This is a genomic window from Enterobacter cloacae complex sp. FDA-CDC-AR_0132, assembly GCF_003010695.1.
Classification (GTDB): Bacteria; Pseudomonadota; Gammaproteobacteria; order Enterobacterales; family Enterobacteriaceae; genus Enterobacter; species Enterobacter ludwigii.
Map to the genome: position 1 here is coordinate 133,448 of NZ_CP027618.1, position 13,017 is coordinate 146,464.

Sequence of the window (13,017 nt, forward strand, 5' to 3'; positions counted from 1 at the left end):
GCATAGCGCGGGGATATGTAAATAAGAATAAACAACGGGACGGGATGCATAAAAAAGCGGCACATCGGCCGCGATTTTATCCCCTCTCCCGGTCGGAGAGGGTCAGACGAGACATCAGGCCGTGCGCGCTACCGCATCACGAGACGCTGCATCGCGCTCCTCGCCGGTCAACTCGCTGAGCTTGCCGTCGCGCATCTCCAGCAGACGGTCGGCATGAATGAAGTAGTGATCGTCATGGCTGATGGCGAAAATAGTTTTGCCCATCGCCTTCATCAGCGGCAGTAACACCTGATAAAACTCGCGGCGGAAATGCGGGTCCTGGTCTGCCGCCCATTCATCAAGCAGGATGATGTCACGCTCTTCAGCCAATGCCAGCAGCAGCGCCACGCGCTTTTTCTGCCCCTTCGAGAGTTTCAGGTTCAGGATTTTACCGTCCTGAAGCTCAAGCTTATGGGACATCTGCAGTTGCCCAAGCCATTTCTCCACCAGCGCAGGGTTAGCCTGCTGCCCTTCCGGCCCCAGCAGGTGATCAAAGAGCCAGACATCGGTGAAGACTGCCGAGAAGAGCTTGCGATAATCCTCAGGTTTCTCCGCGCTCAGCGCTTTGCCATCCAGCAAAATCTCGCCCGATTGCGGCTGATATAAACCGGTGAGCAGCATCGCCAGCGTGGATTTCCCGCTACCGTTACCGCCAATCAGGAACAGCAGTTCGCCGCGATGAATCGTCAGGTTTACCGGTCCGACGGAAAAAGCGTTGTCCTGATAGCGGAACATGACGTTACGCAGTTCCAGGGTTTGCCAGTTCGGGAAGGCCTGCGGGCGTGGGAATTCGGCTTTAAACGGTGCGAGATCGAATTTATTGAGCTTGTTAAACGCCACCTGAGCGCTCAGCAACGTTGGCAATGCGCCCACGGCGGAGAGGAGCGGTGTACGTAAAAACAGCAGCGTCAGTGAATAGGTCGCCGCGACGTTGGTATCCGCCCATCCCAGACTGTTCGCCATCCAGAAGACCAGGCCAATGGCGCCCAACATCATAATGTTCGACCAGTTCACCGCGCTCAGGTGGAAGGTATCGGCGCGAATGATGTGATGCCGGTATTCGCGGGCATCGGGAATATAGAGATGGTTAAAGATATGCTCGGCACGCTCGCGATTCAGGGTCAGCTCTTTACGCCCTTCCAGCACGGTCTGGTAATCGTTATAGAGCTTATCCTCGGTTTCACGCAGCACCGCCATGTGTTTATAGACGCGCGACACCAGCAGAAAACCGCCCCAGATGGTGATAACAATCCACAGCGCAGTGACCGCCAGCATTTTTGTGGAGAGCCAGGCGAGATACGCCGCCGAACCAAAGGTCAAAATAATGCCCTGCACCAGCTCCGGCAGACGAACGAAGGCAATGGTAATGGCGCGCACGTCGCTGGTCAGCCCTGCCAGCAGGGAGGCACTTCCAAGCTGCTCAACGCGTTCTACCTGCGTGTCCAGAATACGCTTGATAAATTCACTGCGCAGACGGAAAACGAAATGGTGTCCCAGCGCCGTCAGCGCCAGCTGCGAGCCGAGCGTCACCGCCATCAACAGCAGTAGCAGGCCAAGAAACTCCGGCAGGACGGCGAGTGAGGTATCGACCATTTCAATCAAGCGCACGTTAATAAACGCGATCAGGCCGATACCTAACGCGGCGCTGGCGAGGCTTAACGCCATGACGGCAATGAAGGGCCAGCGATACTGACGCCAGACGAGGAGAAGTAGTTGCATGCAGGCAATCCGGGCAATAAAAATCAGCCAGCAGTTTAAACTGCCGGACGGTTACATCAAGAATAATTCTTATTTTTATTGGCCACGGGATGCCTGCCGGAACGTCAGGTTAAGACGGAACTCGCCGGTCTGAGGATGTACTCCCGGTTTGAGGGGCTGAATGCCGTGATAAAAAAGCCGCGATTCCCTGCCCCAAACCACCACATCACCGTGCTCCAGCATGAGCCGTTTCAGCGGATCGTTACGGCGTAATCCGCCAAACTGGAAGACCGCGGGCAGGCCTAAGGATACCGAGACGATCGGCGCGCGCAGATCGGGTTCATCCTTGTCCTGATGCAGCGAGAGCTTTGCCCCCACGGCGTAGCGGTTAATCAGACAGGCATCCGGGCGAAAGTCGGCATAGCCCGCTTCAACGGCGGCGTCATGGCAGAGCGCCCGAAAAACGTCAGGCATCGGCGGCCATGGCTGGCCGGTTACAGGATCGCCCGGGGCATATACATAGCCCTGCGCGTTTGTCGCCCAGCCCAGTTCTCCGCAGTTCGTCATCGCCACCGACATGGTGTACCCCCCGGGCGTCACCATGTGTCGAAACGGCGAGACCGCCGCCACCTCATCGATGCCGGCAAGCAGCGCCGCCGCGCGGGAAAGCGCAAAGCGGCGCAGGATCACCGCGCCGGGCGCAAGGGGCTCCTGCCAGGGTTCCGCATCTGCAAAAAGATCGAGCATTATCCCTCCGGGTTCTTTGCCTCACGTTTCAGTAACAACGCCTTTCGTTCTGTCCCCCAGCGGTAGCCCGAAAGCGCACCGTCGTGACGAACAACACGGTGGCAGGGGATGATAACGGCCAGTTTATTTGCGGCACAGGCTCCCGCCACCGCACGGACAGCGCCTGGGCTACCGATCGTCTGCGCCACCTGGCGATAACTTGCCGTTTCACCGCGGGGAATGTCACGAAGCGCCTGCCACACACGCTGCTGGAAAGCGGTGCCCCGAATATCCAGCGGAAGTGCCAGCGGCACGGTATGGTCATCGATAGCGCTAATCACCCGCTCAATACGCCGGGCGAATTCTCCTTCCAGCGTTTCTCGCTCTGCTTTGGGAAACAGCGTCAAAAGCTCCTCGGTTAATGTCGCATCGTCGTCACCCAGCAGAATCGCGCAGATCCCGCGCTCGCTTTCACCCACCAGGCAACGGCCTAACGAACACTCACCAATCGCATAACGCACCGCCACATCCCCTTTGCGGTACTGCTTCGCCGTCATGCCCAGCGCAGCGTTGGCTTGACGATAATAGCTGCTGCTGTCAGGAAACCCGGCGGCCAGCACGGCATCGGTAATTTTGTTCCCCTGCGCAAGCGCGGTACGCAGGCGTTGTACCCGCGCCGCCTGTTGCCAGGCTTTAGGCGTCATACCGGTAACGGACTTAAACAAGCGGTGGAAGTGGAAAGGACTCATGGCGACCTGCTGCGCCAGCATTTCCAGCGTTAACGCGGTATCGCGCTCCAGCAGACGGCAGGCATGTTCAACTTTTGCCAGCGTCTGTTCCTGCGGATCGCGTTTGTCCGGCTGACAGCGTTTACACGGGCGAAACCCTGCCTGAAGGGCATGATCTACATCGGGGTAGAAGCGGACATTTTTACGTAACGCGTGGCGGGCACGGCAGGACGGACGACAAACGATCCCCGTCGTTTGCACGGCAAAGACAAACTGATCGTCAGCACGCGGATCGCGAGCCAGCACGGCCAGCCAGCGATCGTCATCGGTAGTAAAGGTCGGGTTTTTCATCATCAGCTCCTCTTACAAGCATACATACAGCGTGCCCGAGTGCCACTGATTAAAAACCCGCAACCTTGCTTTTTAATTCTTATCACTTACCAGGAAGCTGTCGAACTGCGGCGAACTCCAGGTTTTGAAGCCATCAGCCTCTTTGGTGATCATATAGACAGCCAGTCCTTCCTGGCGGACCACCTCTTTGGCTTTCTCCGGACCGAGGACCATTAAACCGGTATCCCAGGCATCGGCTTCCAGCGCGGTGGGGGCAATGACCGTCACCGAGACCAGATTATGCGCGATTGGGCGACCGGTCTGCGGATCGATGACATGCGAAATCCGCTTCCCGTCGAGCTCATAATAGTTACGGTAACTCCCGGAGGTGCTGATACCGTGGCCGTTGATATCCACAATCGCCTGTACGGCGTTTTGCTGGTCGGTCGGTTTTTGAATCGCCACCCGCCACGGATTACCGCTGGCATTCATGCCGCGGCTGACTAACGCACCGCCCACGGACACCAGGTAACGTGAAATACCTTCCTGGGCCATCAGCGCGGCCAGATGATCTGCCGCATACCCTTCCCCTACCGTCGACAGATCAACAAACAGATCGGGAATATCTTTTTGCAGGTACTGTTGTCCGTACTGGTTGATCACCGTCAGGTGCTGCAACCCTGTCCGGGCCCGGGCGTCATCTATCGCCGCCTGGTCAGGCGTGGTGACAGGCTGCTTGTTCGGGCCAAACCCCCACAGGTTAACCAGCGGCCCCACGGTCACGTCCATCGCGCCGTTGGTCTTGTAGCCCACGCGCATTGATTCGGTCACGATATCGGCCATTGCTTCGCTCACCGGCCACAGGGAAGTGCTGGTGGAGAGGTTAAAGCGCATCAGCGCAGAGTCATTTTTGTAGGTCGAAAGAAGCTGATCGTCGGCGTCCAGCTGCGACTGAATTTTGCTGCGAAGCTCTTCAGCGCGTGTCTTATCGAGATTCATCACGCTGACACGCCAGAATGTGCCCATCGTTTTGCCTTCCAGCACCGTCGCCGCGGGAGCATCCGTTTTGGCCACAGGCGTGGAAGAGTCACATGCTGTCAGGAAAAAAAGTATAGCCAGGAAGCTGGCGCGTAAAAAAGTCATGTCCATTCATTATTATCCTCATGCCAGGGCGGCAAGAGTACACCAAAAGGGTGAATTGTAAGAACCGAAAAGGCACGAAAAAGGGGCCATAAGGCCCCCTTTGTCACACGATGAAGCGATTAGAACTGGTAAACCAGACCCAGCGCTACGATATCATCAGTACCGATACCCGCCTGACGGGTGAATTCATTTTCATCAACCAGGTTGATTTTGTAATCAACGTAGGTGGACATGTTTTTGTTGAAGTAGTAAGTCGCACCAACATCAACATATTTCAGCAGATCCTGATCGCCGTAACCTTCGATGTCTTTACCTTTGGACTGCAGGTAAGCCACGGATGGACGCAGACCGAAGTCGAACTGGTACTGAGCAACCACTTCGAAGTTCTGTGCTTTGTTAGCAAAGCCGTAAATGTCGCTGCTGCTCTGAGAGTTACCAAAACGGGTTGCGTTATAGGTCTGAGAGTACTGCGCCGCCAGGTAGATGTTGTTGGCGTCGTATTTCAGGCCACCAGAGTAAACTTCAGCACGATCGCCTTCGCCTTTCAGCGCCAGGTTAGTGGTGTCGTTCTGGTCAGCAGTACGTTTAGAAGAAGACATCGCACCACCGATGCTGAAGCCTTCGCCCAGGTTGTAGGTCACAGACGCGCCGTAACCGTCACCGTTCTGTTTCAGGGTGCTACGACCGGAATCGTTTTCACCGCTTACGCTGCCGTTTTTACCCTGATACTGCAGAGCAAAGTTCAGGCCATCAACCAGACCGAAGAAGTCCTGGTTACGGTAGGTTGCTACGCCGTTAGCACGGGATTGCAGGAAGTTGTCTGCACCGTAGGTGTCGCCGCCAAATTCTGGCAGAACGTCAGTCCAGGACGTTACGTCGTAGATCACACCGTAGTTACGACCATAATCGAAAGAACCCGCGTCAGCGAATTTCAGACCCGCAAACGCCACACGCGTCCAGGACTGGTTGTCGCTTTCAGAGGTGTTGCCCTGAATCTGGTATTCCCACTGGCCGTAACCGGTCAGCTGATCGTTAACCTGGGTTTCGCCTTTGAAGCCAAGACGCATGTAAGTCTGGTCGCCATCATTGCTCTTGTCGTCAGAGAAATAGTGCAGACCATCAACTTTGCCGTACAGATCTAATTTGTTGCCATCTTTGTTATAAATTTCAGCCGCATTTGCTGCGCCTGCCACCAGCAGAGCTGGTACCAGGAGGGACAGTACTTTAACTTTCATTTTATTAACCCTCTGTTATATGCCTTATAATTGCCACTGCTTACTGATTAACCCTCATTAACCAGTCGGCAATTTCATTCTCCGCAAAATTACAGAATAATCCAACGGGAATATGATACGAAAACTTTGAAAATGTTTCATTTCACGATAAACATGTTTCAAAATGTAAATATCAAGGAACTTTTACAAAGCACAGAGAGCTTAAGAATTTAGCACTTATCATCAAGCGAGAAGAAAAAACATTTAAATTCAGTAAACTACATTAAAAATATTTACAGCACTGAATGACAAAACAAGATCGGCCGTTATCTCTAAAATAACTCTCGCTATCATCATTAACTTTATTTATTACCGTCATTCAGATTTGAATGTCTGTTTATCCCTAATTCTACCGAATGCCTGGCATTCGGTTTTTTTTTACCTTTCTTTACGTAGCATGCGTTTTTTTGTGCTACCGCACTGAAATTGTAACGACTATTAACTAAATTCGTTTCCTCTCTCCTCGAGAACCGCGTCATTACTGCAAATCTCAATTTCTTGTTAATTCGTGCTATTTACCGGTATGTATCGTTTTTTATTTGTACACGCTCACTCGCTTTGTACATGTTTCATGCAATGGCGTTCTCCGATATTGTCAGTCGAAAAAGTGGCGGGTTCAAAGAGCGTGACGCTGGAAATTCAGGTATTACCCTTTATACTGCCCTATCGCCATAGAGCACGACCATTACGGGTTAAAGATATCAATGAGTCAGACTGAAACTACCGCTCCGAGCAAATTCTCCCTCTTACCCGGGAGCATCACCCGTTTCTTTCTTCTTTTGATCGTTGTGCTGCTAGTCACAATGGGGGTTATGGTTCAGAGCGCGGTTAACGCCTGGCTGAAGGACAAGAGCTATCAGGTTGTTGATATCACCCACGCCGTCCACAAGCGCATTGATACCTGGCGCTATGCAACCTGGCAGATTTACGACAACATCGCGGCCGCGCCGGCAACCTCCTCCGGAGACGGGCTTCAGGAGACTCGCCTGAAGCAGGACGTCTATTATCTGGAAAAACCACAGCGCAAAACCGAAGCGCTGATCTTCGGCTCTCATGACAGCGCGACGCTTGAGATGACCCAGCGCATCTCAACCTATCTTGATACCCTTTGGGGTGCCGAGACGGTGCCGTGGTCGATGTACTATTTGAACGGTCAGGACAACAGCATGATCCTGATCTCAACCCTGCCGCTAAAAGATCTCTCTTCCGGTTTCAAAGAGACGACTGTGGGCACCATTGTCGATTCCCGCCGGGCAGAAATGCTGCAGCAGGCGAACGCCCTTGATGAACGTGAGAGCTTCTCATCTCTGCGCCGCCTCGCCTGGCAGAATGGCCATTACTTTACGCTGCGTACCACCTTTAACCAGCCAGGCCATCTGGCAACGGTAGTGGCCTTTGATTTGCCTATCAATGACTTGATTCCACCGGATATGCCGCTCGACAGCTTCCGTCTGGAGCCGGACAGCAGCACTCAGAATATGCGTGCCGCATCGGATAAAGAGGCCGCAGAGAGCGTATCGATCTCCTTTAACGGCTCGAAAATCGAAATTGCCTCTTCGCTGAACTCAACCGGTATGCGTCTGGTGTGGCAAGTGCCGTTCGGCACCCTGCTGCTTGATACGCTGCAAAATATCCTGCTGCCCCTGCTGCTGAATATCGGCCTGCTGGCGCTGGCGCTGTTTGGCTACAGCACGTTCCGCTTCCAGTCAGGGCGTCAAAGCGATGCCGCTCCGGTCCCGGCAGGAACCAGTAACGAACTGCGCGTGTTGCGCGCGCTGAATGAAGAGATTATTTCCGTGCTGCCGCTTGGGGTGCTGGTTCACGATCAGGAAGCCAACCGTACGGTGATGAGCAATAAAATTGCTGACCACCTGCTGCCTCATCTCAATCTGCAGAACATCACCGCTATGGCGGATCAACATCAGGGCGTGATTCAGGCCACCATTAATAACGAGCTGTATGAGATCCGACAGTTCCGCAGCCAGATCGCCTCCCGCACGCAGATCTTCATCATCCGCGATCAGGATCGTGAAGTGCTGGTGAATAAAAAGCTCAAGCAGGCACAACGTCTGTATGAGAAAAACCAGCAGGGGCGCGCTGCCTTTATGCAAAATATTGGTGATGCCTTCAAGAAGCCGTTAAAAATGCTGGCGACCCAGGCGGCGGCGCTGAATACATCGGAAAGTCATCAGCTTGCCTGCCAGGCCGACTCGCTGGTGCGCATGGTAGATGAGATCCAGCTGGCGAATATGCTCGAAAATGATTTCTGGAAAGGAACGCCGACCCTCTTCTCTATCCAGAATCTGATCGATGAAGTGGTGCCTGAGGTCCTGCCCGTGATTAAGCGCAAAGGGCTGCAGCTGCTGATCAATAACCATTTACCGGCGAATGATGAACGTCACGGCGATCGCGAAGCGCTGCGTCGCATTCTGCTGATGATTATTCAGTACGCCGTCACCACCACCCAGATCGGCAAGATCACCCTGGAAGTCAGTACCGACGAGTCGGCTGAAGATCGCCTGACGTTCCGTATCCTGGATACCGGGGAAGGCGTAACGACAAGTGAAATCGATAATCTGCATTTCCCGTTCCTGAATGACACCCAGAGCGATCATTACGGCAAGGCCAATGCCCTGACCTTCTGGCTGTGCGATCAGCTGGCACGTAAGCTCGGTGGCCATCTGAATATCAAGGCCCGCGAATCACTTGGCACGCGTTACTCACTGCACGTTAAAATGGCGGCGAATCCACAGGAAGAAGACGAAGAACGCCTGCTGGATGATGTGGTCGTGATGGTGGATGTGACCTCGAATGAGATCCGCAATATTGTGGTTCGTCAGTTAGAAAACTGGGGCGCGGCCTGCATAACGCCGGATGAAAGACTCTCAAGTCAAGAATTTGATCTGTTTTTAACTGATAATCCGTCTAATCTTACTGCCTCCGGCTTGCTTTTAAGCGATGATGAGCCAGGCGTGCGAAAAATCGGCCCAGGCCAGCTGCGCGTCAACTTTAATATAAGCAATGCGATGCAGGAAGCTGTACTACAACTAATAGAAGAGCAACTGGCGCAGGAAGAGATAGCGGAATCACCGTTAGGCGGCAATGAAAATGCCGAGCTTCACGCCAGCGGATACTATTCACTCTTTGTTGATACAGTACCAGATGATGTTAAGCGGTTGTATACTGAGTCCGCTGCGAATGATTTTGCAGCGCTGGCACAGACAGCACACCGGCTTAAAGGGGTGTTTGCCATGCTTAATCTGGTTCCCGGCAAGCAGTTATGTGAAACGCTGGAACATCTAATTCGTGAGAAAGATGCCTCTGGCATTGAAAAATACATCAGCGACATTGACGCCTACGTCAAAAGCTTGCTGTAGCAAGGTAGCCTTATACATGAACAATATGAACGTAATTATTGCCGATGACCATCCGATTGTACTGTTCGGTATTCGCAAATCACTTGAACAGATCGAGTGGGTGAATGTAGTCGGTGAATTTGAAGACTCTACAGCACTGATCAATAACCTCCCAAAGCTTGATGCGCATGTGCTCATCACCGATCTCTCCATGCCTGGGGACAAATACGGTGATGGGATCACACTCATCAAATATATCAAACGTCACTTCCCGGACATTTCGATCATTGTTCTGACCATGAACAACAACCCGGCCATTCTCAGCGCCGTGCTGGATCTGGATATCGAAGGGATTGTGCTGAAACAGGGTGCGCCGACCGATCTGCCAAAAGCGCTCGCAGCTCTGCAGAAAGGCAAGAAGTTCACGCCTGAAAGCGTCTCTCGTTTGCTGGAAAAAATCAGCGCCGGTGGCTATGGCGACAAACGCCTGTCTCCGAAAGAGAGCGAAGTTCTGCGCCTGTTCGCCGAAGGTTTCCTGGTCACCGAGATTGCCAAGAAGCTGAACCGCAGTATTAAAACCATCAGTAGCCAGAAGAAATCAGCAATGATGAAACTGGGTGTGGATAACGATATTGCGCTGCTGAACTATCTCTCCTCCGTTACGCTGAGCGCGTCGGATAAGGATTGATGTTTACCGGGTGTGCGGCCTGATGGCCTCACTTCCCCCCCCTCCCGGCGTGTGAGGGAAACAACAAAAAAGGCCCTGACGGGCCTTTTTTTATTCTCTCGCTTTTCTGACCCGCTCCGCATACACGGAAATCGTCTGTTTCAGGACGTCCAGCGTCACCGGTTTCGACAGACAACTGTCCATCCCTGACTCCAGACAGCGCTGTTTCTCTTCCGCCAGCGCATTCGCCGTCACGCCCACGACCGGCAACGTCAGGCCAAGCTGGCGTATACGCTGCGTCAGACGGTAGCCATCCATATTCGGCATGTTGACGTCGCTAAGAACGATATCAATGTGGTTTTTACTCAGCACGTTCAGCGCATCCACGCCGTCATTGGCGGTTTTGCACTGATAGCCAAGCGAACCCAGCTGGTCTGCCAGCAGGCGACGGTTAATCGGATGGTCATCCACCACCAGAATCATCATATCGTCATTCAGCGATGCCAGCGCATCCGGTGACGGCAATTCCGTCGCCCCATCGCTATCTTCCAGCTGCACGCTGTAGATACGTGCCAGCAGGCTCATGAGCTCATGCGGCGTCGCCACGCTGTGCACCCATTCACCCGGAGCTCGTTCGACCGGAATACCGATATGGCGACGGCAGAAGTGAACCACCCCTCTGCCCTGCCAGGGTTGTTCCAGCACCTCGTCGGTGATCAGCACGTCGTCGACATCCGGCGTTTGCCCTTCATAGCGGGACACGCGCACGCCGCTGTGGGTAAGAAGCGCCGTCAGGTAATCATTTAGTGAGGCATTGTGTACTGCCAGCCAGCAGCGCTTATCGCTCAGGCCGTCCACCACCGCTTTTGCCGGGTACTGGGCAGAATAGAGCGGAATGCGGATAGTAAACTGGCTGCCCATGCCTGGCTCGGTATCAACGGAGATATCGCCGTCCATCATGCTCACGAGCTTCTCACAGATCGCCAGACCCAACCCGGTCCCCTGGAAGTTACGCTGTACGCCGGTACCGACCTGGAAGAACGGGTCAAACAGACGCACCACTTCCTTCGCCGGGATACCCACGCCGGTATCACGCACGCGAATACTCAGGTAGTCCCCTGCCCGACACACGTGCAACACAATGCAGCCGATATCGGTAAATTTAATGGCGTTACTGAGCAGGTTAGAAATGACCTGCTGCAGACGCATCGGATCGCCATGCAGCGTCAGCGGCACGTCCGGCTCAATAAAGCAGTAGAGGCCCAGCTGTTTACGCACCACCAGCGGCAGATAGTTGGCGCTGATGTGGTTCATCACCTCGCGCGGAGAGAACTCCCGCGGCTCAATTTTCAGCTGCTCCGACTCAATTTTGGAGAAATCGAGAATATCGCTGATGATTTTCAGCAGCAGGCTGGAGGAGTTATTCATCGCCGTCACCAGGCGATCGACCCCTTTCGGCAGCTCTTTGGTCTGGAGAAGATCAAGGTTACCGATAATCCCGTACAGCGGGGTACGCAACTCGTGGCTGACGGTGGCAAGGAACATGGATTTCGACTGGCTGGCCTGCTCGGCGGCCTGCGCCATCTCCTGCAACGACTCTTCCATCTTCACACGCGCCGAGACGTCTACCAGGACGCAAATTGCCACGTTCTCATTACGATAGCGGGAGTGCACAAAGCTGATTTGCAGGTTCGTGTGCGTGCTGGTCAGCACGTCAACGAAGTTCACCTGCTGGCCACAGATAATCTGCGTCAGCCTCTGTCGGTCCTCATGCGTCAGCATGTTCAGGTAGTTATGCGCCAGCTCGTTACTGAGGATATTGGTCCCGTCCTGCGTGCGCAGGATGCAGATCCCCACCGGCGCCGAGGCGACAATCTTGCGGTTAAACTGCTCGTGCTCTTCCAGCCGCTGGGCGTCGCTTTCGGCGGGTATAAAGATTTTGCGCTCATACATTCGCGCCAGGGTAAACAGCGCCCCCCCGGCCAGCAGGTTCAGCAAAATCGCGTTCATGATAAGAATGCGGATCCGCTCAAGCACCATATCCACGGGCAGCGAATAGACAATACTCAGCGACGAAGGCGGCAAGCTCTTTTTAAGCACCAGCTCACGGAAGCCTGAGGTATAGCCAAACCACGACCGCTCCTGCATCCAGTGCGGATCGACGTTCAGTCGATTATCCGGACCGGCAAGTGAGATCAGGGTATGTCCGTTTTCATCCAGAATGGTCACGCCCATCGGCAGACTGCCCGGCGTGAAGAAGTTTTCCATGCGAATGGTCTGTTCAATCCCCAGCAGCGCCTGCAGACGATTGCCCAGATAGACCGGCGTGAGGGCGTAGAAATAGCCCACGCCCATGCGTGGCCCCTGGCTTATCCAGAAGATGTTATTCCCGCGCTCGTCCTGCGGCGCATTGCGATATTTCACAATACGTTCGTGCAGGCTTTTCAGCGCATCATCGCGCTCAACGGGCACATCGCGCAGGCCAAAGTCGGCCATGCAGAGATTTTCACTGCCAATCAGGAAGACGCGGTTCAGATCATAGGCGGCGGAAAAGTTGTCACGCCAGTAGCGCATAAACCAGGAGAGCGACTCCAGTGAACCACGCCAGGTGCTGCCCATCGCAGAGCAATCGGAATCCGGAAACAGCGGCTCGAAATTCGGTACTTCGGTTTTGTCATTACGCCCACGGATGGCAAGAATGCCGTTTTCCGCGGTCAGCCGATTCTCGGCAATGTACTTCAGCTCCTTCATCACGTCGGACGTTCGCTGAATATAGCGCTGGGCCTGATCGGAGCTTAAGTTAAACTCCTGGCGGATCTCCGCTTCTTTCTGATGAAGGGCGTTAACGATGTAAAACACCGACAATAATGCCACCAGCAACCAAAGCAAGAGCGCCAGCGCCCGAAACAGATAGCGAGAGACTTTCAGCGTGGTACGAAAGGAGACGAGGTATTTCAAAGGGGCGAGGCTCCGCCGTCGGGGTCAAAAAGAATGTGGTTAAGGTAGCGGTAAACGCGCCTTGTCGCAACGTTCACTTATCTGCTTGTGCAAAAGAA

Annotated in this window: 8 protein-coding genes; 2 read left to right on the forward strand and 6 right to left on the reverse strand. The window is 54.0% G+C overall.

Annotation, left to right across the window (positions count from 1 at the left end; all coding sequences use genetic code 11):
* Positions 1-114: 114 nt before the first annotated feature.
* The 5 genes from AM379_RS00655 to AM379_RS00675 form a co-directional block, all read right to left on the reverse strand.
* Positions 115-1,758, reverse strand: coding sequence for a multidrug ABC transporter permease/ATP-binding protein (locus AM379_RS00655; protein WP_014170954.1), 1,644 nt, complete (start codon positions 1,756-1,758; stop codon positions 115-117).
* A gap of 75 nt (positions 1,759-1,833) precedes the next feature.
* Positions 1,834-2,484: a DNA oxidative demethylase AlkB gene (gene alkB / locus AM379_RS00660; RefSeq protein WP_020883168.1), complete on the reverse strand. Its 651-nt coding sequence runs from the start codon at positions 2,482-2,484 to the stop codon at positions 1,834-1,836.
* Complete coding sequence (ada, locus tag AM379_RS00665; protein WP_106503361.1) at positions 2,484-3,542, reverse strand: bifunctional DNA-binding transcriptional regulator/O6-methylguanine-DNA methyltransferase Ada; 1,059 nt, start codon at positions 3,540-3,542, stop codon at positions 2,484-2,486. The genes alkB and ada overlap by 1 nt, the downstream gene beginning before the upstream one ends.
* Before the next feature lie 72 nt (positions 3,543-3,614).
* The gene (gene apbE, locus AM379_RS00670; RefSeq protein WP_032678595.1) at positions 3,615-4,670 is read right to left on the reverse strand and encodes an FAD:protein FMN transferase ApbE; all 1,056 of its coding nucleotides are present in this window, start codon (positions 4,668-4,670) and stop codon (positions 3,615-3,617) included.
* 113 nt (positions 4,671-4,783) lie between these two features.
* Positions 4,784-5,899 carry a porin OmpC gene (locus AM379_RS00675; protein ID WP_014170959.1) on the reverse strand — a complete coding sequence of 372 codons (1,116 nt, stop codon included), beginning with the start codon at positions 5,897-5,899 and terminating at the stop codon, positions 4,784-4,786.
* A gap of 743 nt (positions 5,900-6,642) precedes the next feature.
* On the opposite strand from AM379_RS00675, the gene rcsD reads away from it, so the two are divergent.
* Positions 6,643-9,315, forward strand: coding sequence for a phosphotransferase RcsD (gene rcsD, locus AM379_RS00680; RefSeq protein ID WP_032678596.1), 2,673 nt, complete (start codon positions 6,643-6,645; stop codon positions 9,313-9,315).
* Between the two features lie 16 nt (positions 9,316-9,331).
* Positions 9,332-9,982 carry a response regulator transcription factor RcsB gene (gene rcsB, locus AM379_RS00685; protein WP_006176468.1) on the forward strand — a complete coding sequence of 217 codons (651 nt, stop codon included), beginning with the start codon at positions 9,332-9,334 and terminating at the stop codon, positions 9,980-9,982.
* Between the two features lie 90 nt (positions 9,983-10,072).
* On the opposite strand, the gene rcsC is transcribed toward rcsB, so the two are convergent.
* Complete coding sequence (rcsC, locus tag AM379_RS00690) at positions 10,073-12,919, reverse strand: two-component system sensor histidine kinase RcsC (protein WP_032678597.1); 2,847 nt, start codon at positions 12,917-12,919, stop codon at positions 10,073-10,075.
* Between the last annotated feature and the right edge of the window lie 98 nt (positions 12,920-13,017).

Bases quoted from the DNA above. Each gene is read 5' to 3' on its own strand.
- AM379_RS00675 (WP_014170959.1), bottom strand. From the start codon at position 5,899: ATGAAAGTTAAAGTACTGTCCCTCCTGGTACCAGCTCTGCTGGTGGCA.
- rcsD (WP_032678596.1), top strand. From the start codon at position 6,643: ATGAGTCAGACTGAAACTACCGCTCCGAGCAAATTCTCCCTCTTACCC.
- alkB (WP_020883168.1), bottom strand. From the start codon at position 2,484: ATGCTCGATCTTTTTGCAGATGCGGAACCCTGGCAGGAGCCCCTTGCG.
- apbE (WP_032678595.1), bottom strand. From the start codon at position 4,670: ATGGACATGACTTTTTTACGCGCCAGCTTCCTGGCTATACTTTTTTTC.
- AM379_RS00655 (WP_014170954.1), bottom strand. From the start codon at position 1,758: ATGCAACTACTTCTCCTCGTCTGGCGTCAGTATCGCTGGCCCTTCATT.
- ada (WP_106503361.1), bottom strand. From the start codon at position 3,542: ATGAAAAACCCGACCTTTACTACCGATGACGATCGCTGGCTGGCCGTG.
- rcsB (WP_006176468.1), top strand. From the start codon at position 9,332: ATGAACAATATGAACGTAATTATTGCCGATGACCATCCGATTGTACTG.